Raw genomic sequence first — 20,816 nt, forward strand, 5'->3', positions numbered from 1 at the left:
GTCACCCTGCCGGTGCGGCGCGAACGACCACCCTGGCGCCAGTGATCACCCCCTCGCGCTCCAGTGAAGTCACCACGCGTTCTCCCTCGGCGATTCCCGACACCACCTCGGTGAACGCCCAGTTCGACACGCCCGTCTCCACGGTGCGCTCCGCCAGCACGTCGCCCTCCACCACCAGCACCCTGCCACCCTCGCGCAAGGCCCCGGTCGGAATCCGCAGCACGTCCGAGCGCGTCGCCAGCACGATCTCCACGTCCGTGCTGTAACCGACCAGCAGCCCGCGCGCCTCGTCCGGATTCACGAAATCCACATCCACCGCCACCGTGCGCGCCTGCTTTTCCACCGCGGTGATGTAGGGCGCCACGCGCCGCACCGTGCCCGCGAACACCTTGTCGGGCATGGCCTCGAGGGTGATGCGCACCGGGAGCCCGGGCTGGATCTTCGGGGCGTCGATCTCGTCCATCGGCGCCTTCACGTACAGGCAGGAATCGTCGATCAGGTCGATCGCCGGCGGCATCGGCACGCCGGGGGGCGAGGGCGTGGCGTATTCGCCGAGCTCGCCACTGATGTTCGCGACCGTGCCGGCGAAGGGGGCGACCAGCACCAGGCGCTGGCGTTCGGTCTCGGTGGCGGTGAGCTGGGCCTCGGCGGTGGCGACGTCGGCCTGTGCGGTGTCGCAGGCGGCGCGGCGGGCGCGGGCTTCGGTGCGCGCCATGTCCTCGGCGCTCGCCGAGACGAAGCCACGCTTGCGCAGCTGCGCCTGGCGCACCGCCTCGCGCGCTGCGTTGGCCGCCATCGTGCAGACCTCCTGCACGCGTTGGCGCGTGGTAGCCAGTTGCGCGCGGGCGACCGCGGCACGCGCGTCGAGGTCACCGTGCCACAGTCGCATCAGCACCTGTCCCGCTTCGACCCGATCGCCTTCCTGGACCCCCAGCCACTCGATCCGCCCGCCGGCGATGGTCGCCATCTTCGCGCGCTGGCAGGACTCCACCTCGCCCGCGCGGGTGTTGGTCAGCGTGGCCTCGACCGTGCCGCGGGCCACCGCGTGCACCACCACCTCGACGGGCTTGGGGCGGGTCATCCACCACCCCCCGGCGCCCACCAGTGCGGCGAGGAGTGCGAGCAGGAGGAGGCGGCGCAGGGCTTTCATCGAGAAGGTGGGTTCAGAGGTCGTCGAAGAAGTCGGTGTCGAAACGCTTCAGCTCGATTCTGCGCTTCACCGATACCCCGACGTTGTGTTCGACGGCGAGCCGGGCGAGCTCCTCGCCGTCGATCAGCACCAGTCGGAGGTGAGGCAGCTCGACTGCACGCCTCGCGTCCTGGGTGAATCGACTTGTGGTGACGAAAACGCCGCGGTTCGCACCGTGCTTGGCGAGGGCGCCGAGGAACCCGTTGATGTCCGGCCCGCCCACTGGTGCGTCTGCCCATCGCTTCGCCTGCAGGTAAATCCGGTCGAGCTTGAGTCGATCCTCGTAGATCACGCCGTCGATGCCTCCGTCGCCGGAGCGCCCGGTCACTTCGCCGACGCCATAACCCATCGCAGCCAGGAGGCGCACCACGAAGCGCTCGAAACTCGCCGGGTTGATCGAGCGAAGCTGCGTGAGAACTTCCTGCTCGAGTGACTCCTGGATCTCTGCCAGCGTTTCGTCGATCCGCTCTTCCGGGGTCAGTGCCTCGTCTGCTCTCGCATCGACCGCCTCTGTCGCGTTGGGTGCAGTGGCGGCCTTCCAGCTCCCCATCCCGCGTGCTTCGAAGTATTTCCGATCGAGCTGGAGGGGGAGCTCAGGTAGCTGGTTGCGGCCCTTGTCCGAAATCCTGAACAAGCCGCGACCGCAGCTTTCGATGAGCCCTGTCTTGTTGAGATCGCTTTTCGCCCAGCCGACCCGGTTCAGGTAGCGCGGATAGCCGCTGGGGAGGGTTTCAGCCAGATCCTCGTCGCTGAGCTGCAACTGTTCTGCCAGCTCTTGTGACGCTTCTCGCAGGTTGCGAGGATGTCCGTCGGCGACGAGGTCGAGCAGGGGGCGAATGAGTTCGTGGTACTTCGGGACGGTCATTGTGGGGATGCCTCAAGCCTGCGCGAGGGATGCGAGCGTGGAGTTCCTTGCGAGGCTGCGGAACTCGCTGCGCTCGGACAGTCCTCGCCTCTCCAGGAACACCACGCACGCATCCAGGAACCGCTTTCGCCGTCCGATCGGAAGGAAAGGTTTCATCAGGATCCTGTTATGGGCCGATGGAACCCCATGGCGTGAGCCGGGGATGTGTGGGGTGTTCCTGGCGCAGGCGAGGACTGTCCGAGCCCGAAGGGCGAGTTCCGCAGCCTGCAGAAGGAATGCCCCGCGCAGCCCCGGTGGGTTCTTCGCGCCGGGCGTGGTCAAGGCAGTCTGCCCGACCCGCGCAAGGTTGCTGACACGACCCGCGCGCGAGGTGGCTATCGTATCGGTCGAACCCTTTGTCGCCATCCTCGCTCTCCTCCCGGGCCTGATTTACTTCCCGCCCTTGGCCCACGAATCCTTCAGCGTCACCGTGCGGTTGAACACCGGCGCGCCGGGTTTCGAATCCACCCGGTCGGCTACGAAGTAGCCGTGGCGCTCGAACTGGAAGTGCTCCTCGGGCTGGGCATCCTTGAGCGCCGGTTCCAGATACGCGGTGATGACGCGCTTGCTGTCGGGGTTGATGTCGGTGAGGAAGTCGCGCTCGAAGTCGGGCGCGTCGCCCTCGCGGCGCTGGCCGGGGTGCGGGTGGGCGAAGAGGCGGTCGTAGATGCGTACCTCGGCCTCGTAGCCGTGCGCCGCCGACACCCAGTGCAGGTTGCCCTTGACCTTGTAGTTGTCGGCGCCCGGGGTGCCGGACTTGGAGTCGGGCATGTACTCGGCGAGCACCGCGGTGATGTTGCCGTCGGCGTCCTTCTCGCAGCCGGTGCATTTGACGACGAAGCCGTAGCGCAGGCGCACCATGTTGCCCGGGTAGAGGCGGTGGAAGCCCTTGACCGGCTCTTCCATGAAGTCCTCGCGCTCGATCCACAGCTCGCGCGAGAACGGCATGTCGCGCTTGCCCAGTTCGGGCTTGAGCGGGTGGTTGGGCGCCTGGCACAGCTCGGATGCACCTTCTTCATAGTTCGTGATGACCAGTTGCAGCGGGTCGAGCACCGCCACCCGGCGCTCGGCGGCTTCGTTGAGGTCGTCGCGCATGCATTCTTCGAGCACGCTCATGTCGATCCACGAGTCGGCCTTCGACACCCCGATGCGCTCTGCGAAGCGGCGGAAGCCGGCGGCGGTGAAGCCGCGGCGGCGGGCGCCGACGAGCGTGGGTAGCCGGGGGTCGTCCCAGCCGGCGACGTGGCCTTCATTCACGAGCTGGATCAGCTTGCGCTTGGAGAGCACCACGTAGGTGAGGTTGAGGCGGGCGAACTCGATCTGCTGCGGCAGCGGGCGTGGGAAGTGGCCTGCGCTGGCGAGCGCGTCGAGCAGCCAGTCGTAGAAGGGGCGCTGGTCCTCGAACTCGAGCGTGCACACCGAGTGGGTGATGTTCTCGATCGCGTCCTCGATCGGGTGGGCGAAGGCGTACATCGGGTAGATGCACCACGCGTCGCCGGTGCGATGGTGGGTGGCGTGGCGGATGCGGTAGATCGCCGGGTCGCGCAGGTTGATGTTGGGGCTGGCCATGTCGATCTTGGCGCGCAGGATGTGCGTGCCTTCAGCGAACTCGCCGGCGCGCATGCGCGCGAAGAGATCGAGATTCTCCTCGACGCTGCGCTCGCGGTAGGGGCTGTCCTTGCCCGCCTCGGTCAGCGTGCCTCGGTTGGCGCGCATCTCCTCGGCCGACTGCGAGTCCACATAGGCCTTGCCAGCCTGGATCAGGCTGATCGCGCAGTCGTGCATGCGGTCGAAGTAGTCCGAGGCGAAGTACAGGTGTTCGCCCCACTCGAAACCCAGCCATTGCACCGCCTCGAGGATGGCGTCGACGTACTCCTGCTCTTCCTTCTCGGGGTTGGTGTCGTCGAAGCGCATGTGGCAGGCGCCGCCGTAGGCCTCGGCGAGGCCGAAGTTCAGGCAGATCGACTTGGCGTGGCCGTAGTGCAAGTAGCCGTTGGGTTCGGGCGGGAAGCGCGTCTCGACGCGGCCGCCCCATTTCGCCGTACGGATGTCCTCGTCGATGATGTTGCGGATGAAATTGGACACGACGGGCGCTTCGGCAGCAGGGTTCTTTTCGGGTTTCATCGGGGTGTGCGGGAAGGAGGAAAGATCGGCCTGGGGCCGGTTTCGGGCATGCGCTGATTGTAGCCGATCGACCGTTCGTGTTCCGGCGGTGCGTTCCGGACTGGTTAGAATCGCAAGGTGCGGGCGCATGGCCTGCGTGCTTTGGGGAGGGCGGGTGATGAATCTCGCGGCATTCGCTGCGGTGGGGGTGGGTGCGGCCTGCGGCGCGTGGCTGCGCTGGGGACTCGGGCTGTGGCTCAATCCGGTGTTCGCACTGGTGCCGCTCGGCACACTGGCGGCGAACCTGTTGGGCGGCTTGCTGATGGGGCTTGCGCTGGCGGCGGTGCAGGCCTGGCCGACGATGACGCCGGCGTTGAAGCTATTGCTTACGACCGGGTTGCTCGGCGGACTGACGACCTTCTCGACCTTCTCGGCAGAGGCCTTTCATCTCTTGCAGCGCGGCGCGCTCGGCTGGCTGGGTGCGCACCTGCTGCTGCATGTGCTCGGCTCGGTGCTGATGACCTGGGTCGGTTTTTCGCTGTTCAACGCGCTGCGCGCCTGAGCCGCTCGCATCCAGGCGCTGCCGTCATGTTCTGTTGCATTCGGATGGGCTAGAGTGAAAGCGCGAAGCGGCCATAATTCGTATTCCCGCAGCTCAACGGAGGCAAACAACATGAAAAAAGTCATCATCACCTTTTCCGCAATCACGCTCGCCATGGGCGGGCTGTCGGGTTGCGCGAACATGACGGAAACCCAGCGTGACGCCAGCGTTGGCGCAGGCATCGGGGCGGTGACGGGTGCGATCATCGGACGTGCCACTGCGGGTGGCAACAAGAGCAAGAGCACGGCGACCGGCGCAGCCGTTGGCGCGGCGATCGGGGCCGCGGGCGGCTACCTGTGGTCGCAGAACATGCAGAAGCAGCGTGCCGAGATGGAGCAGGCCACCGCGGGTACCGGTATCGGCATCAGCCAGACGGCCGACAACCAGCTCAAGGTGGATATCCCCTCGGATGTCTCTTTCGACGTGGGCCGGTATGACATCAAGCCGAACATGCGTCCGGTGCTTGACCGCCTGGCCGCTACGTTGAATCAGCACCCCGTGACCACGGTGTCCATCATCGGTCACACCGACAGCACCGGCTCCGACGCCATCAACAACCCGCTTTCGGTGAATCGTGCCGCGGCGACCCGTGACTATCTGGTCATGCGCGGCGTTTCGGCGCAGCGCATCGCGGTCGATGGCCGGGGCTCCTACCAGCCCGTGGCCGACAATGCGACCGCAGCAGGGCGGGCGATGAACCGCCGCGTGGAGATCTTCATCGCAGAACCGGCGCGCTAAGCGTTCGGGACGCGACGAGCCCGGCCTGGGCCCGCCCGGCCGGGTTTTTTGCGTCTGTGCCAGCGAATCGTCGGGAGTGGGCCGCGGGGCCGGGCTGTCCGCTCGTCATGAACGGGCGGCATGCGCCCTGTCAGCGGGCCGGGGCTGGCAGCGGCGCAAGCAGGGCGGCGATATCCGACTCGCCGAACTTTGCCAGCGCATTCGCATCCTCCGAGAGCACGCCCTCGGCCAGCGCGGCCTTCTTCTCCTGCAGGGCGAGGATCTTCTCCTCGATGCTGCCCGCGCACACCAGCTTGAACACGAACACCGGCTTGTCCTGTCCGATGCGATGGGCGCGGTCGGTGGCCTGGTTTTCCGCCGCCGGATTCCACCACGGATCGTAGTGGATCACGGTGTCGGCGGCGGTCAGGTTGAGTCCCACGCCGCCCGCCTTCAGGCTGATCAGGAACACCGGCACGCGGCCCTTCTGGAAGTCTTCGACCGGAATGCGGCGGTCGCGGGTGTCCCCGGTCAGTGCGACCCAGCCGATCTTCGCCTTGTCGAGCTCGGTGGCGATCAGGCTCAGCATGGTGGTGAACTGCGAGAACACCAGAATGCGTCGGCCCTCGTCGATCAGTTCGGGCAGCATGTCCATCAGCAGGTCGAGCTTGGCCCGCTCCTTGACGCGTGCGGCGGCGGGGGACTTGAGGAGGCGCGGGTCGCAGCACACCTGGCGCAACTTCAGTAGTGCATCGAGGATCACGATCTGGCTGCGCGCAAAGCCCTTGCCCGTGATCTCGGCGCGCACCTTCTCGTCCATGGCTGCGCGTACCGTCTCGTACAGGTCGCGCTGGCCGCCCTCCAGGCCCACGCTGCGCACGATGATGGTCTTGGGCGGAAGCTCCGTGGCGACGTCTTCCTTGCGCCGGCGCAGGATGAACGGGCGCAGGCGGGCGGCGAGCAGGTCGCGGCGCACGGTGTCGCCGTGCTTCTCGATCGGCGTGCGCCAGGTCTGGGTGAACTGCTTGTGCGTGCCGAGGAAACCCGGCAGCAGGAAGTCGAACTGCGCCCACAGTTCGCCGAGGTGATTCTCCAGCGGCGTGCCGGTGAGGCCCAGGCGATGGCGGGCCTTGAGCTGGCGGATGACTTGCGCGCCCTTGCTGGCGGCGTTCTTCACCGTTTGTGCCTCGTCGAGGATCAGCAGGCTCCACTCGCGCGCCTGCAACTGCTCGGCGTCGCGCCACAGTAGCGGGTAGGTGGTGAGCGCGATGTCGATCTTCTCGCTGTCCTTGCCGTCCGCGTCCAGTTCGTCGAAGCGTGCGTGGCGGTCGGCGCCGTGCAGGTTCAGCACGTTCAGCTCTGGGGCGAAGCGCTCGGCTTCGGCCTGCCAGTTGAACACCAGCGAGGTCGGCAGGATCACCAGTGCGGGTGCGTCGAGTCGGCCGGCGTGCTTCTCGGTGAGCAGGTGGGCGAGCGTCTGTGCGGTCTTGCCCAGGCCCATGTCGTCGGCAAGGATGCCGGCGAGGTCGTGGCGCACCAGGTGCTGCAGCCAAGCCAGGCCCTCGAGCTGGTAGGGGCGCAGTTCGGCGCGGAAGCCTTTCGGCGGATTCACCGCCTCGATGCCCGCGGCGTCGCGCAGGCGGCTGGTGAGCCTGGAAACCAGATCGTGGCCGCGGCCGGGCAGGTCGAGGTCGGCCAGGCGTGTGGCATCGAGCTTCGAGAGCCGCCAGTCGTGGTCTGGCCGGTCGAAGAGGTCGACCAGCGCGCGCACCAGCGGCTTTACCCGCCCGGCGCGGATGCGCAGGCGGCCGAGCGTCTCGTCCTCGAGGATCAGCGCCTCGTGGTCGTCGATGTCGTCCAGCCTGCCTGAGAGCCAGCGTGGGTCGTGGGCGAACAGGCCGGCGAGCAGCGGTGCAAGCGGCAGGGATTTGCCGTCCACCTCGATGCCGGGCGACAGGCCCAGCCAGCCGTCCTCGTGCTCGTCGATGTCGAGCATCAGTGCGTCGATGTCGATGGCGTTGTGGCGGAAGTCGGCTGGGAACGCGATCTCCCAGCCTTCTGCGCGCAGCGTCGGCACGGCGCCGGCCATGAAGGTCGACCATTCCGCCTCGCTTGCCAGGCCGAGTGCATCGGCCGGCAGGGGGCCGAAGCTGGCCTGCACCGCGCCGGGCGGAATGCGGGTGAAACCGGCCGCCGCAAGCCGCTGTGCGGCGGTGCGCTCGGCGGCCTCGTCGCGAGTGAGGCGGGCGCTGCGGCCGTCGGGCAAGGGGTGGAAGAGGCGGGCGTCGCCTGCTTCCACCGTCAACGGTCCGTAGCGGAAGGCGAGCAGCGCGAGATCGAGCACATAGGTACCGTAGGCGGCGTAGCTGCGATAGCGCACCTGGAGCACCGGGCGCGATTCCAGGCGCAGCACCGGCACCGGCACACCGCCGAGCTCGATTGGCGGCTCGCCGCGCAGGGTCGGTACGGGCAGGGCAGGGGCCACGTCGGCAAGCGTTTCGGCAACCAGCTCGGATTCAGCCTGGGTCAGCGGCGGCAGCCACAGCATGCGCTGCACCAGTTCGGCAGGCACTTCGAGCGTGACCGGGCCGGCGCTTGCCGTGGCGACGTCCACGTACCAGAGTGGCAGCAGCGGCAGGACGTGGTCGGCAGCGGGCTCGATCTTGAGCGTTGGGGCGCGCAGGCCGTCGGCGGTGAGCGTCCAGTCGGGTGTGCCCGGGCGCGGCTCGCCCGCGCTCAGTACCGGGCCAGCGAGGCGGTCGTAGTGTGCGCGACCGCTGGCGAGCAAGGCCGCCATCAGCTCGGCGCTGTGCTTGCCGTCCAGCATCACACCTTCATTGAGCATCGGGCGGCCGCGCGGACGGTGTGCCCACAGCAGGCGCAGAACCTCATGGTCGTCCTCCGCGACGAAGGCGGGCGGAGCCTGCAGCGCGCGCTCGATGTTGCTCCAGCGCTCGTGCTGGCGGATCTGTCCCTGCTGGTCGAGGCGCACCTTGTAGCAGAGGACGCGGTAGTCGCTGCTGTAGGCATCGGGCTCGATGACGTAGTGCAGCGCGTGTAGCGTCTTGTTCGTCCTGGTCGTGTCCGTGCCTCCGGGGCCCAGCGCGCGGGCCGCCTGGCGAAAGCCTTCGACCCAGGCCCGCACCTGCTCCCGCGGGCGCTCGGGGCGGCCGCGCTGGTGCAGCCACACCAGCATCATTGCCGCCACGTGCTTGCAGTCGTAGCCCATCGGACAGGTGCATGTGCTGGTGAGCGCGGGGCGCCCGTCTTCCTCGAGGACGTTCGCATACACGTTGTAAGGCGTGCGCTGCCGGCCCTTCACCAGCGCCGACACCTCGCCGCCCTCGGCCGAAAGCGCACTCACCCGGCTCAGGTAGCCCAGCCCCTTGGCCACGGTTTCCATGCCGAGCTGGGCGATCAGATCATCCTGGGTGAAACGGTCGAGCGGGGTCATCGGCGAAGGGCAGGCCCGAGGCGGGCGCGAGCGGAAAACCCGTCAGTTTACACGCCGGATGCAGATGCTGGCGCTTGATGCACGGCAAAACCCGACGGGCCGCATGTTGCGGGCCGTCGATGCTCAAACGGCGGCGAGCGGCATCACACGTTGCGATACACCTCGGCCCCGCCCTTCACGAACTCGATCGACTTCTCCTCCATGCCCTTCTTGAGCGCCTCGGCCTCGTCGATGCCCTGCTGGGCGGCGAAGTCGCGCACGTCCTGGGTGATCTTCATCGAGCAGAAGTGCGGGCCGCACATCGAGCAGAAGTGCGCCACCTTGGCCGAGTCCTTGGGCAGGGTCTCGTCGTGGAACTCCTTCGCCTTGTCGGGGTCGAGGCCGAGGTTGAACTGGTCCTCCCAGCGGAACTCGAAGCGCGCCTTGCTCAAGGCGTTGTCGCGGATCTGCGCGCCCGGGTGGCCCTTGGCGAGATCGGCGGCATGCGCAGCCAGCTTGTAGGTGATGATGCCTTCCTTGACGTCCTGCTTGTTGGGCAGGCCGAGGTGCTCCTTGGGCGTCACGTAGCACAGCATCGCGGTGCCGTACCAGCCGATGGTGGCCGCGCCGATGCCGCTGGTGATGTGGTCGTAGCCCGGGGCGATGTCGGTGGTGAGCGGGCCCAGGGTGTAGAAGGGCGCTTCCTTGCACCACTCGAGCTGCAGATCCATGTTCTCCTTGATGAGCTGCAGCGGCACGTGGCCGGGGCCCTCGATCATGACCTGCACGTCGTGGCGCCAGGCGAGCTCGGTGAGCTCGCCCAGGGTCTTGAGCTCGCCCAGCTGCGCCTCGTCGTTGGCATCGTAGATCGAGCCCGGGCGCAGGCCGTCGCCGAGGCTGAAGGCCACGTCGTAGGCCTTCATGATCTCGCAGATGTCCTCGAAGTGGGTGTAGAGGAAACTCTCCTTGTGATGCGCCAGGCACCACTTGGCCATGATCGAGCCGCCGCGCGACACGATGCCGGTCATGCGGTTGGCGGTCAGCGGCACGTAGCGCAGCAGCACGCCGGCGTGGATGGTGAAGTAGTCCACGCCCTGCTCGGCCTGCTCGATCAGGGTGTCGCGGAAGATCTCCCAGGTGAGGTCTTCGGCCTTGCCGTTGACCTTCTCCAGGGCCTGGTAGATCGGCACCGTGCCGATCGGCACCGGGCTGTTGCGGATGATCCACTCGCGGGTCTCGTGGATGTTCTTGCCGGTGGAGAGATCCATCACCGTGTCGCCGCCCCAGCGGATCGACCAGGTCATCTTGTCGACCTCTTCGGCGATGCTCGAGGTGACCGCCGAGTTGCCGATGTTGGCGTTGATCTTGGTGAGGAAGTTGCGGCCGATGATCATCGGCTCGGACTCGGGGTGGTTGATGTTGTTCGGGATGATGGCGCGCCCGCGGGCGATCTCGTCGCGCACGAACTCGGGGGTGATCGTCGCCGGCAGGCTGGCGCCGAAGTTCTGGCCCGGGTGCTGGCGCAGCATCATTTCGGCCATCTTCTGGCCCTTGAGGCCGCCGCTGGCACGCAGCGAGGCGATGTACTGCTCGCGGTTGAGGTTCTCGCGGATGGCGACGTATTCCATCTCGGGGGTGATGATGCCGCGGCGGGCGTAGTGCATCTGCGTGACATTGCCACTGAGATTGGCCCCCGCCTTGGCGCGGCGCGGCTTGCGATGCAGGCCGGGGAAGCGCAACTCGTCCAGGCTCTTGTCGGCGGCGCGCTGGCGGCCGAATTCGGACGAAAGATCGGGCAGCAGCTCGGTGTCGGCACGCTCCTCGATCCACTGCTGGCGCAGCGCGGGCAGGCCGGAGCGGATGTCGATCTTCGCGGCCGGGTCGGAGTAGGGGCCCGAACAGTCATAGACGAAGATCGGCGGGTTCTGCTCGGCGCCGAAGGAGGCCGGGGTGTCGGCCTGCGAGATCTCGCGCATCGGCACGCGGATGTCGGGGCGCGAGCCCTCGACGTAGATCTTGCGCGAGTTGGGCAGCGGGGCGATCGCGGCCTCGTCGACATGGGCCTTGGCGGCGATGAATTTCTCGTTGGCGTTCATGCGGTCTCCTGGGGAGGGGGGAGCGTTGGTTATGTGCTGCATGGGATGCATGCCGGCGGGCAGGCGCCGGTGGTGGATGCGCTCACCGCTTCCACAGTGCGTGGAAGTGATGCACCGGTCCATGGCCGCTGCCGACCGCCAGCTCGCCCGCATGCGCGATCGCACCGAGCAACCATTGGCGTGCATGGCGCACCGCGGCTTCGACGGGACGGAACTGGCCCTCGGCCTGCGGCAGCAGTGCAGCGATCGCCGAGCTGAGCGTGCAGCCGGTGCCGTGCGTGTTCTTGGTGTCGATGCGCTGCGCCGGCAGCTCGACCATACGGTCGCCGTCGAAGAGCAGGTCGACCAGCTCGTTGCCGGGCAGGTGGCCGCCCTTCAGCAGCACCCAGCGCTCGGAGGACAGCGGCAGCAGCTCGCGCAGGCGCTCGGCGGCGCGGTACATCTCCTTGACCGTGTCGGGCGCGCGCTGCTCGAGCAGCACGCCGGCCTCGGGCAGGTTGGGGGTGATCAGGAAGGCCTGCGGGAAGAGCGCCTCGCGCAGCGCCGAGATTGCGCTCTTCGCCAGCAGGCTGTCGCCGCTCTTGGCCACCATGACGGGGTCGAGCACCACGCGGGCGGCCTTCCAGTGCGCGAGGCGGTCGGCCACCGTGGCGGTGACCTCCGCACTGCCGAGCATGCCGATCTTGGTGGCGTGGATTGCGACGTCGGCGAACAGGGTGTCGATCTGCAGGCGCAGGAAATCGGTGGGCGGTACATGCACGCCGGTGACCGCCTGCGTGTTCTGCGCCGTGAGGGCGGCAACCACGCCGCAGCCGTAGGCGCCGAGCGCGGAGAAGGTCTTGAGGTCGGCGAATACGCCAGCGCCGCCACTTGGATCAACCCCGGCGATGGAGACGACGTTGGGGATGTGCGATCGGACGGCGGAAGAAGCGGGCGACGCGCTGCCGGTGGCAGCGGATGTGGCGGACGAGCTCATGAATTACGTTTCCCTACGCCGGTGCGAGCCGGATCAGGTTCCAAGGGTGTTTCTCAGCCCGTGCGCGGCGGGCACCCCTAACGAGAGCTGGGACGATACTGGATGCTCCCGGGCGTGGCAAGGTGCTCAAGATTTTGTGGAGAAGGTCGATTAGCATGATGAACATTCCGCATCCGCCTACGACGATGAGACCTTTCCGCTCGATCCTTGCCGCATTGCTGCTCGCCCAGGCTGCCGGAGCCGTGCAGGCTGCCGACTGGCAACTCGTGCTGAGCGACCGCAATCGCCGCGTCGAGATCGACCGTGGCAGCATCCTGACCTCGGATGGGGGCACGAAGATTTCCTGGGGACGGGTGGTGCTGACCACCGAAGAGGCGCGCGCCTCGGGGTACGCGATGATCAAGGCCCTGAATCGCTACGACTGTCGTAAGCGCAGCTTCACCACCATCAAGCGCGTGTATGTCGATGCCTTCGACAACATCGTGCGCGAGGAGTCGGTTGTGGACCAGACTTTCCTGGAGGTCGCGCGCGGTTCGGTCGATGAGCGGATGTGGCGCGAGGTTTGCGATCCGCCCTCCGCAGCCGACCTGCAGAAGCTCGCCAGCGAGGCTGCAAGCGCCGCTGCCGCCCGGCAGGACGGGGCCGCCACGGCCGTGGCGCCTGTGGCGAAGCCTGAAGTGCCCGCTCAAGCGAAGCCGCCGGTCGCGGACGAGGGGGGCGCTGCGGGGCGCGAGCGTGCAGGCAGCATCGCAGCGGCGCCCGAGACCCCGCCGGCCGCCTTGAAAACCGCAGCCGTGCCGACGGACCGGGGCGAGGTGGTGCCTGCCTTCGAAACCCATGTGGAGATTCCTGCCAAGTTCCTGCCCGGGGGGCAGGGCGCCGCTGCCGACAGTGCTCCGCGCACATCCATCCTCCCCCCGATCCCCACGCTCGCAGCCAAAGCGGAACGGCCACCCGAGCCTCCGGCCACGCAGGCGGTCCGCCCCCAGCCGCAGGTGGCCACTCCTTCGAAGGAATCGGGTCCGGTGACGGCGGTTTCAGTGGTCTCGCCGGCCGAAACCCGCAAGCCGCCCGCGCCGCCCCCGGCAGGTGCCCCTTCTGCGCCTGCGCGCAAGGCCGTGGCTGTGTCCCGTCAGGGTAGTCCGGCGCTCAGCGCGCGTGCGCGCGACGTGGCCCTGGCGGCGCCGCGCTCGCCGGCGGTGCGTCGAGATGCAGCGGCCGTCCCGGCAGAGCAGGATGCGATCGCCGACCTGCTCGCGCGGCAGGCCATCCGTCTTAGCGCGGTGGGCGAAGGCCAGCCGGGTTGGAGCTATGCAGGCGAGACCGGGCCCGAGCACTGGGGGCGCTTGCGGCCCGAGTGGCGCGTCTGCGAAGAGGGCAGGCGGCAGTCGCCGATCGACCTGCGTGACGGGCTTGCGGTGGATCTGGAGCCGGTCAGGTTCCACTACCATCGCAGCGGGTTCCGCATCCGCGACACCGGAAACCTGCTGCAGGTGGATGTTGGCAACGGCATGGGCGTGATCGTGCGTGGCGTGCGCTATGAGCTTGAGCGCTTCACGCTGCATCGCCCCTCGCAGGACCGGGTCGGTGGCATGGCGCACGGCATGGCGGCCTATCTCGAGCATCGCAGCGCCGACGGGCGGCAGATGATCCTCTCGGTGCTGCTGTCCGCTGGGGGGGAGGAGCACCCCCTGTTTCGCACCTTGTGGGCCAACCTGCCGCTGGACCGCGGGCGTGCGTTCACGCCCGAGGCGGTGATCGACCTGGCGACGATGGTGCCGCAGGACCCCGGGCACTTCCTCTACACGGGCTCGTTGCCCACGCCGCCGTGCACGGAGGACGTGCTGTGGGTGGTAATGAAGACGCCGGTGCGGATCTCTGACGCCCAGCTCGACGTTTTTGCGCGACTCTATCCGCGCAACGGCCGTCCGATCCAGCCGGATAACGGCCGCCTCGTGCTCGAGTCGCGCTGAACGGGCCTTTGCGGCGTTACACTAACGCCGCTTCGTCGCGCAGGCCGGCCGCGGTGCCCATGCGGCATGCCTGCCTTGCATAGAGATCGATCCCCGATGCGCTCCCGTCTTGCCCCGATTTTTCTGGGCGGCTGCTGCTTGCTTGCCGCCTGCTCTGCGCCCGCACCCGAAACGCCGCCGCTCCGCGCCGTCATGGTGCGCACCGTAGACGGCGCCGCGGCGCCGCAGGCTATCCAGCACTATGCAGGCGAGGTGCGTGCGCGCATCGAGGTCGACGTCGGCTTCCGGATCGGTGGCAAGCTCGTCGAGCGCAGGGTCGATGTGGGGTCGGAGGTGGCAGCAGGTGCGACGCTTGCGCTGCTCGATCCCGAGGATGCGCGCCTTGCGGCCGATGCCGCGGGCGCTGCGGCGATGGCTGCGGAGGCGGATCTGGCGCTGGCGTGGGCCGAATACGCGCGGGCGCAGGAGTTGGCTGCGCGCAAGTTCGTTTCGCCCGCGGCGCTGGATGCGCGCCGCACGGCGCTGCAGGCCGCCGAGGCGCGCTTGCGGCAGTTGCGGGCGCAGGCCGAGGGCGCGGCCAACCAGGCTGGCTATACCCGCCTGGAGGCCCCCGCAGCCGGGGTGATCACGGCCGTACTGGCCGAGCCGGGGCAGGTGGTGGGCGCGGGGCAGCCGGTGTTCCGTCTCGCCCGCCCGGAAGCGCGTGAGGTGCTCATCCATGTGCCAGAGGGGCGCGCCGGCGCGTTGCGCCAGGGCATGCCCGCGGTGGTGCGGGCCTGGGCGGCTCCCGAGCGCGAGTATGCGGCACAGGTGCGCGAGATCGCGCCGGCGGCCGATGCCTCAACCCGGACCTTTGCGGTGCGCGTGGCGCTGGCTGAGGCCGATGCAGGCTTGCCGCTGGGGGCTACGGCAGGGGTGCGGTTTGCCATGCCCGAGGCGGGCGATGCGTTGCTGCTGCCGCTGGCAGCGCTCACCCGGCTGGACGATGCTGCGGCCACCGTATGGCTGGTTGATACCGACGGCAGGCTGGCGCCGCATGCGGTCGAGGTTGCGGCCTGGCGCGAGGATGGCGCCCTGGTTCGCGGCGGCTTGCCGTCACGGGCGAGGGTGGTGGTGGCCGGCGTGCATACCCTGGTCGAGGGCGAGCAGGTGCGCGCAGTGGAAGAGGGCGCGCCCGTGCTGCTGGACGTTGCACGATGAGCCTGCCCGAGCCCAGCCCGATCGGGAGCGGGCGCTTCAATCTCTCCGAGTGGGGGCTCAAGCACCGCGCTCTGGTGCTGTATTTCCTCATCGTGTCGACCCTGCTCGGGCTGTTTTCCTATGCCCGCCTGGGCCAGTCCGAGGACCCTCCGTTCACCTTCAAGGTGATGGTGATCCGCGCCGAGTGGCCCGGGGCGAGTGCGCTCGAAATGGCCGAGCAGGTCACCGACAGGATCGAGAAGAAGCTGCAGGAAATCGCACAGGCCGACGTCATCCGCAGCTACTCCAAGCCGGGCGAGACGATGGTGTTCTTCATCGTCAAGGACGCGACCCTTTCGCGCGACGTGCCCGACATCTGGTACCAGGTGCGCAAGAAGATCGGCGACATTGCCGGCACTTTCCCAGCAGGCGTGCGCGGGCCCTTCTTCAACGACGAGTTCGGTGATACCTATGGCAACCTCTTCGCGCTGGTCGGAGAGGACGTCAGCCATGCGGAGCTGAAGCGCCACGCCGATGCGATCCGCAGCGAGCTGCTGCGGGTGAAGGACGTTGCCAAGGTGAGCTTCTTCGCCGAGCAGCCGCAGCGCGTGTTCGTCGAGATCTCCAATGCCAAGCTCGCGACCTTCGGCCTGCGCCTGGACGACATCGTGGGCGCGCTTGCCCAGCAGAACGCGGAGACGGGTGCGGGTTTCTTCGAGACGGATGAGGAGCGCGTCTGGCTGCGCCCCTCGGGCCAGTTCGAGGATCTCGACGCGATCCGCGATACGGTGATCCGTGCCGCCGGGCGCAGCTTCCGGCTCGGTGATGTCGCGGAGGTGCGGCGCGGGTACGCCGACCCGCCGGGCGAGCGGCTGCGCTACATGGGGCAGGAGGCGCTCGGTATCGGCGTGTCGATGCGCAGTGGCGGTGACATCGTGGCGCTCGGTCGTCACCTCGACGAGGCGGTGGAGAAGATCGACGCCCAGTTGCCGGCGGGCATCCGGCTCGAACGTGTCGCCGATCAGCCACGCGCGGTCACGCGGGCGGTGAACGAGTTCGTCAAGGTGCTGGCCGAAGCGGTGATCATCGTCATGGCAGTGAGCCTGCTGTCGCTCGGCTTCCGCACCGGGGTGGTGGTGCTGGTGATCATTCCGGTGGTGCTGGCGATCACGTTCATGTTCATGCACCTATTGGACATCGGCCTGCACAAGATCTCCCTCGGCGCGCTGATCATCGCGCTTGGCCTGTTGGTGGACGACGCCATCATCGCGGTCGAGATGATGGCGAGCAAGATGGAGCAGGGCTGGGGCCGGGTGAGGGCGGCGAGCTACGCCTGGACCTCGACCGCGATGCCGATGCTCTCGGGCACACTGGTGACGGCGGCGGGCTTCCTGCCGGTGGCGCTGGCTGCCTCATCGGTGGGCGAGTTCACCCGCTCGATCTTCCAGGTCACGGTGACCGCGCTGCTGGTTTCGTGGATCGCGGCGGTGATCTTCGTGCCCTATCTCGGCTACTACCTGCTCCCCGACTTCAGCAAGCGCGCAGGCAAGCCCTCCTGGCTGGCGCGCCTGGTCGGCAAGTTGTGGCCGGCGATCGGGCGCCGCATGGCGGAGCACGACCTCCATGCCCACGAGCAGCACGACGAGTTTGCGATCTACCACACCGCCTTCTATAACCGCCTGCGCAGGCTGGTCGACGCCTGCGTGCGCCTGCGCTGGGTGGTGATCGTGCTCACGGTGGCGATCTTCGCAGCATCGCTGTTTGCGTTTGGGCGCTTCGTGCCGCAGCAGTTCTTCCCGGATTCGACCCGGCCCGAGCTGCTCGTCGATCTGCGCATGGCCGAGGGCGTCTCGCATCAGGCGACCGAGGCGGCGGTGCTGCGGCTGGAGGCCTTCCTGAGCGAGCAGGACGGTATCGAGAACTACGTGTCCTGGGTTGGCAGCGGCAGCCCGCGCTTCTACCTGCCGCTGGACCAGCAGTTGCCGCAGACCAGTTTCGCGCAGGTCGTCATCCTGACCGCCGGGCTGGCCGAGCGGGAGGCGTTGCGCGAGAAGCTGATCCGCCTGTTCCAGGATGAGCCCTGGCCCTTGCGCGGCATTGTCAACCGGCTCGAGAACGGGCCGCCGGTCGGCTTCCCGGTGCAGTACCGGGTGAGCGGGCCGGATCTTGGCGAGCTGCGCCGTCAGGCGCACGCCGTGGCCGAGGCGATGCGCGGCAATCCTCACCTGTCCAACGTGCATCTGGACTGGGAAGAGCCGTCCAAGGTGGTGCGCCTGGCCATTGATCAGGACAAGGCCCGCCTGCTCGGGGTGAGCACCCAGGACATTTCGAACCTGCTCGCAACCTCGCTGCAGGGCATGACCGTGACCCAGTTCCGCGAGGGCACCGAGACCATCGGCGTGGTGTTGCGCGGGGCGGAATCCGAGCGCGTTCACCTGTCCCAGCTGTCCGATCTGGCCTTGCCGGTGGCGGGCGGACGCAGTGTGCCGCTGGCGCAGATCGCGCGTCTGGAACACGACTTCGAGCCGGGCGTGATCTGGCGCCGCAACCGCATCCCCACCGTCACCGTGCGCGCCTCGCTCTACGGCGGCACGCAGCCTGCCGTCGTGGTGGGACAGCTGGCCGGGCAGATGCAGGGCATCCGCGACGCCTTGCCACTCGGTTACCGGCTTGATGTCGGCGGCTCTGTGGAGGAGAGCGCCAAGGGCACCACATCGGTCGGCGCCGGCATGCCAATCTTCGTGCTCGTCGTGCTCACGGTGCTGATGCTGCAGCTGCAGAGCTTCTCGCTCACCTTCATGGTCGTGCTGACGGCGCCGCTGGGCCTGATCGGCGTGACGGCCTTCCTGCTCGCGTTCAACAAGCCCTTCGGGTTCGTCGCCATGCTCGGCTCCATTGCACTGTCGGGCATGATCATGCGCAACTCGGTGATCCTGGTGGATCAGATCCGTCAGGACATCGAGGCGGGGCGCACGCGTTGGGACGCGATCGTGGAGTCTGCGGTGCGGCGTTTCCGCCCCATCATGCTCACCGCCGCCGCTGCCATCTTCGCCATGGTGCCGCTGTCGCGCAGCACCTTCTTCGGGCCGATGGCGGTGGCGATCATGGGCGGCCTGACGGTGGCCACCGTGCTCACCATCCTTTTCCTGCCCGCGTTGTACGCCGCGTGGTTCCGGGTAAAGCCTTCGCATGTCGAGCGCGGTGGCAGCGCGGATGGGGTTGCGGCTTCTGCGCTAGAATGACGCGGTTTGCCTGTACGGGTAACGCTAACAATTAGCGTGTGCTAATATTCTGCCGGGAGTCCCTGATGAATTTCGAGAAAGCGCGCTTCAACATGGTCGAGCAACAGATCCGCCCTTGGGAGGTGCTGGATCAGGACGTGCTCGACCTCCTGATGACGGTCAAGCGCGAGGAGTTCGTGCCTGCCGAACATCGCGAACTGGCCTTCGCCGACGTCGAGATTCCGATCGGCTGCGGGCAGGTGATGCTGAAGCCGGTGATCGAAGGCAAGGTGCTGCAGGCCCTGCGTCCGGCGAAGTCGGATTCGGTGCTCGAGATCGGCTCGGGTTCGGGCTATTTCGCCGCGCTGCTGGCCGCGCGTGCCGAGTGGGTGCGCAGCATCGAGATCGAGCCGGAGCTGGTCAAGCAGGCCAGCGCCAACCTCGAGCGCAGCGGTGTGGGCAACGTCGTGGTCATGCAGGGTGACGGCATCCATGGCTTCGCCGAGCGTGCGCCTTATGATGTGATCGCCGTTTCGGGTGGGCTGTCCTCGGTGCCGCAGGCGCTGCTCGAGCAGCTCAAGGTCGGTGGCCGCCTGTTTGCGTTTGTGGGGGAGGCGCCGGTGATGAAGGCCCGCCTGATCACTTGCGAGGCCGAAGGCCGCTTCCGCACCGAGGACATCTTCGAGACCGTGGTGCCGGTGCTGCGTAACGCCCCGGCGCGCGACCCGTTCAGCTTCTGAGCGACGCATGCAGCAGATCACTCCGCGCAAGCTTGCCGAACGACTGCAGGATGAAAGCCGGCCTGCACCCTTGCTGCTCGACGTGCGAGAAGCCTGGGAACTGCAGATCTGTCAGATCCCGGGCTCGGTGGCGATGCCGATGGGCAGCGTGCCGGCGCGCTACCTGGAGCTCGATCGCGGGCGCGAGACGGTGGTGATCTGCCATCACGGCGGGCGCAGCTGGCAGGTGTGCATGTTCCTCGAGCGCCAGGGCTTCTCCAATCTGGCCAATCTGTCCGGCGGCGTCGCCGGCTGGGCCAACGAGGTCGATCTGAACATGCCGCAATATTGACTGCGGCGCAGCACAACAGCGGAGCGGAGCACGATGAAGCGAATCCTGGCAGTTCTTGTCACAGGCCTGTTTGCAGGGGGCGCCGCGGCTGCGGACCTCATGCAGGTATATCGGGACGCGGTTGCCAACGATGCGAAGTTCTCCGCAGCACGCGCGCAGTACGAGGCCGGGCAGGAGAAGGTGGTGCAGGGGCGTGCCGGTCTGCTGCCGCAGATCGGGATGTCGGCCAGTACGACCCATAACGACTCCGAGATCACCCCCGCGACCGGCCCTGGGCGGGACTACATCTACAATACCAACGGCTACGGTGTGCAACTCACCCAGCCCCTGTTCCGCTGGCAGAACTGGGTGCAGTACAAGCAGGGCGAACTGCAGACTGCGCTCGCGGAGACGCAGTTCGGTATCGCTCGCCAGGATCTCGTACTGCGGGTCGCAGAAGCCTATTTCAACGTGCTCAATGCACAGGATGCGTTGGCCGCGGTGACGCAGTTGCGTACCGCCGCCGCCGAGCAGCTCGAACTGGCGAAGACCAGCTTCGAGGTTGGTACGGTCACCATTACCGACGTGCATGAGGGGCAGTCGCGCTTCGATCTCGCCTCGGCGCAGGAGATCGCCGCGCAGAACCAGCTCGAGGTCGCGCGCCAGAGCCTGGCGCAGATCATCGGCAGCCAGCCCGAGCCGCTCGCCGGCCTGCGCGAGGGCGTGGCGCTGCAGCGTCCGCAACCCGAGAACATCGCCGACTGGGTCGCAGCGGCGGAGTCCGGCAGTTTTGGTGTGCAGGCCCAGCAACTCGCGCGCGAGATTGCTGCGCGAGAGGTCGAGCGTGCGCGTGCCGGCCACTTGCCGACGGTGGATATCGTCGCCAGCCATGGCGTCAACAATCGTCCGCAGCCGGGCACCGACCGCTCCGAGGCGACTTCGATCGGGCTGCAGCTGAATGTGCCACTCTATGCGGGCGGGCGGGTTTCCTCGGTGTCGCGCGAGGCCGCGTCGCTGCGCATGAAGGCCGATGCCGATCTCGAGGATGCCCGTCGCACGGCTGCACTGCAGGCCCGCCAGTCCTGGCTGGGCGTGACCAGCGGCATGGCGCAGGTCAAGGCGCTCGAGGCGGCGCGGGTTTCGTCCATGTCGGCGCTCGACGCCAACAAGCTTGGCTACGAGGTCGGCGTGCGCATCAACATCGACGTGCTCAACGCGCAGACCCAGCTTGCCGACACCTTGCAGCAGCTTTCGCGTGCGCGCTACGACACCCTGCTCGCACAGCTTCGCCTGAAGGCGGCAGCGGGTACGCTGGGCGAAGAGGACGTGCAGGCGATCAACGCCCTGCTCGCTCCCTGATCCGGGCCGCTCTGG

15 protein-coding genes and 1 riboswitch are annotated in these 20,816 nt (G+C 67.7%); of the genes, 8 read left to right on the forward strand and 7 right to left on the reverse strand.

Features of this window, described 5'->3' with window-relative positions; all coding sequences use genetic code 11:
- Nucleotide 1: 1 nt before the first annotated feature.
- From ACUH78_RS09340 to ACUH78_RS09355, 4 genes are all read right to left on the reverse strand, one after another.
- Nucleotides 2-1,150, reverse strand: a complete 1,149-nt coding sequence (locus ACUH78_RS09340) for an efflux RND transporter periplasmic adaptor subunit (RefSeq protein WP_445333303.1) — start codon at nt 1,148-1,150, stop codon at nt 2-4.
- A gap of 13 nt (nt 1,151-1,163) precedes the next feature.
- Complete coding sequence (locus ACUH78_RS09345; RefSeq protein ID WP_445333304.1) at nt 1,164-2,054, reverse strand: restriction endonuclease; 891 nt, start codon at nt 2,052-2,054, stop codon at nt 1,164-1,166.
- Nucleotides 2,055-2,066: 12 nt separating this feature from the next.
- Nucleotides 2,067-2,210 carry a hypothetical protein gene (locus ACUH78_RS09350; RefSeq protein WP_445333305.1) on the reverse strand — a complete coding sequence of 48 codons (144 nt, stop codon included), beginning with the start codon at nt 2,208-2,210 and terminating at the stop codon, nt 2,067-2,069.
- 273 nt (nt 2,211-2,483) lie between these two features.
- Nucleotides 2,484-4,217 (reverse strand): glutamine--tRNA ligase/YqeY domain fusion protein, encoded by a 1,734-nt coding sequence (locus ACUH78_RS09355; RefSeq protein WP_445333306.1) that lies wholly within the window; start codon nt 4,215-4,217, stop codon nt 2,484-2,486.
- 157 nt (nt 4,218-4,374) lie between these two features.
- Between ACUH78_RS09355 and crcB the strand changes: the two genes are divergently transcribed.
- Both crcB and ACUH78_RS09365 read left to right on the forward strand, forming a co-directional pair.
- On the forward strand, nt 4,375-4,758 hold the full coding sequence (gene crcB, locus ACUH78_RS09360; protein WP_418364283.1) for a fluoride efflux transporter CrcB: 384 nt from the start codon (nt 4,375-4,377) through the stop codon (nt 4,756-4,758).
- Nucleotides 4,759-4,869: 111 nt separating this feature from the next.
- Nucleotides 4,870-5,535 (forward strand): YiaD family glycine zipper/OmpA-like lipoprotein, encoded by a 666-nt coding sequence (locus ACUH78_RS09365; protein ID WP_418364282.1) that lies wholly within the window; start codon nt 4,870-4,872, stop codon nt 5,533-5,535.
- Between the two features lie 130 nt (nt 5,536-5,665).
- On the opposite strand, the gene ACUH78_RS09370 is transcribed toward ACUH78_RS09365, so the two are convergent.
- The 3 genes from ACUH78_RS09370 to thiD all read right to left on the reverse strand — a co-directional run bounded on the left by ACUH78_RS09370 (nt 5,666) and on the right by thiD (nt 12,019).
- The gene (locus ACUH78_RS09370) at nt 5,666-8,968 is read right to left on the reverse strand and encodes a DEAD/DEAH box helicase (RefSeq protein WP_418364281.1); all 3,303 of its coding nucleotides are present in this window, start codon (nt 8,966-8,968) and stop codon (nt 5,666-5,668) included.
- Nucleotides 8,969-9,111: 143 nt separating this feature from the next.
- Entirely contained in the window at nt 9,112-11,043 is a 1,932-nt protein-coding gene (gene thiC, locus ACUH78_RS09375) for a phosphomethylpyrimidine synthase ThiC (RefSeq protein ID WP_445333307.1), read from the reverse strand.
- Nucleotides 11,044-11,125: 82 nt separating this feature from the next.
- Nucleotides 11,126-12,019 carry a bifunctional hydroxymethylpyrimidine kinase/phosphomethylpyrimidine kinase gene (gene thiD / locus ACUH78_RS09380; protein ID WP_445333308.1) on the reverse strand — a complete coding sequence of 298 codons (894 nt, stop codon included), beginning with the start codon at nt 12,017-12,019 and terminating at the stop codon, nt 11,126-11,128.
- Nucleotides 12,013-12,108, reverse strand: a riboswitch (TPP riboswitch). (Overlaps the previous gene by 7 nt.)
- 66 nt (nt 12,109-12,174) lie before the next feature.
- Between thiD and ACUH78_RS09385 the strand changes: the two genes are divergently transcribed.
- The 6 genes from ACUH78_RS09385 to ACUH78_RS09410 all read left to right on the forward strand — a co-directional run bounded on the left by ACUH78_RS09385 (nt 12,175) and on the right by ACUH78_RS09410 (nt 20,801).
- The gene (locus ACUH78_RS09385) at nt 12,175-13,992 is read left to right on the forward strand and encodes a carbonic anhydrase (protein ID WP_445333309.1); all 1,818 of its coding nucleotides are present in this window, start codon (nt 12,175-12,177) and stop codon (nt 13,990-13,992) included.
- A 192-nt stretch (nt 13,993-14,184) separates the two neighbouring features.
- Nucleotides 14,185-15,192 carry an efflux RND transporter periplasmic adaptor subunit gene (locus ACUH78_RS09390; RefSeq protein WP_418364277.1) on the forward strand — a complete coding sequence of 336 codons (1,008 nt, stop codon included), beginning with the start codon at nt 14,185-14,187 and terminating at the stop codon, nt 15,190-15,192.
- Nucleotides 15,189-18,413: an efflux RND transporter permease subunit gene (locus tag ACUH78_RS09395; protein WP_445333310.1), complete on the forward strand. Its 3,225-nt coding sequence runs from the start codon at nt 15,189-15,191 to the stop codon at nt 18,411-18,413. Before ACUH78_RS09390 ends, ACUH78_RS09395 begins: the two co-directional genes overlap by 4 nt.
- A gap of 65 nt (nt 18,414-18,478) precedes the next feature.
- Complete coding sequence (locus ACUH78_RS09400) at nt 18,479-19,132, forward strand: protein-L-isoaspartate O-methyltransferase family protein (RefSeq protein ID WP_418364275.1); 654 nt, start codon at nt 18,479-18,481, stop codon at nt 19,130-19,132.
- 7 nt (nt 19,133-19,139) lie between these two features.
- Nucleotides 19,140-19,463 (forward strand): rhodanese-like domain-containing protein, encoded by a 324-nt coding sequence (locus tag ACUH78_RS09405; RefSeq protein ID WP_445333311.1) that lies wholly within the window; start codon nt 19,140-19,142, stop codon nt 19,461-19,463.
- 33 nt (nt 19,464-19,496) lie between these two features.
- Nucleotides 19,497-20,801, forward strand: coding sequence for a TolC family outer membrane protein (locus ACUH78_RS09410; protein ID WP_445333312.1), 1,305 nt, complete (start codon nt 19,497-19,499; stop codon nt 20,799-20,801).
- Nucleotides 20,802-20,816 lie beyond the last annotated feature (15 nt).

Source organism: Thauera sp. ZXT1-4 (assembly GCF_052598215.2).

Bases quoted from the DNA above. Each gene is read 5' to 3' on its own strand.
- ACUH78_RS09340 (WP_445333303.1), bottom strand. From the start codon at position 1,150: ATGAAAGCCCTGCGCCGCCTCCTCCTGCTCGCACTCCTCGCCGCACTG.
- thiD (WP_445333308.1), bottom strand. From the start codon at position 12,019: ATGAGCTCGTCCGCCACATCCGCTGCCACCGGCAGCGCGTCGCCCGCT.
- ACUH78_RS09400 (WP_418364275.1), top strand. From the start codon at position 18,479: ATGAATTTCGAGAAAGCGCGCTTCAACATGGTCGAGCAACAGATCCGC.
- ACUH78_RS09385 (WP_445333309.1), top strand. From the start codon at position 12,175: ATGATGAACATTCCGCATCCGCCTACGACGATGAGACCTTTCCGCTCG.
- ACUH78_RS09405 (WP_445333311.1), top strand. From the start codon at position 19,140: ATGCAGCAGATCACTCCGCGCAAGCTTGCCGAACGACTGCAGGATGAA.
- crcB (WP_418364283.1), top strand. From the start codon at position 4,375: ATGAATCTCGCGGCATTCGCTGCGGTGGGGGTGGGTGCGGCCTGCGGC.
- ACUH78_RS09370 (WP_418364281.1), bottom strand. From the start codon at position 8,968: ATGACCCCGCTCGACCGTTTCACCCAGGATGATCTGATCGCCCAGCTC.
- ACUH78_RS09355 (WP_445333306.1), bottom strand. From the start codon at position 4,217: ATGAAACCCGAAAAGAACCCTGCTGCCGAAGCGCCCGTCGTGTCCAAT.
- ACUH78_RS09410 (WP_445333312.1), top strand. From the start codon at position 19,497: ATGAAGCGAATCCTGGCAGTTCTTGTCACAGGCCTGTTTGCAGGGGGC.
- ACUH78_RS09350 (WP_445333305.1), bottom strand. From the start codon at position 2,210: ATGAAACCTTTCCTTCCGATCGGACGGCGAAAGCGGTTCCTGGATGCG.
- ACUH78_RS09345 (WP_445333304.1), bottom strand. From the start codon at position 2,054: ATGACCGTCCCGAAGTACCACGAACTCATTCGCCCCCTGCTCGACCTC.
- thiC (WP_445333307.1), bottom strand. From the start codon at position 11,043: ATGAACGCCAACGAGAAATTCATCGCCGCCAAGGCCCATGTCGACGAG.
- ACUH78_RS09365 (WP_418364282.1), top strand. From the start codon at position 4,870: ATGAAAAAAGTCATCATCACCTTTTCCGCAATCACGCTCGCCATGGGC.
- ACUH78_RS09395 (WP_445333310.1), top strand. From the start codon at position 15,189: ATGAGCCTGCCCGAGCCCAGCCCGATCGGGAGCGGGCGCTTCAATCTC.
- ACUH78_RS09390 (WP_418364277.1), top strand. From the start codon at position 14,185: ATGGTGCGCACCGTAGACGGCGCCGCGGCGCCGCAGGCTATCCAGCAC.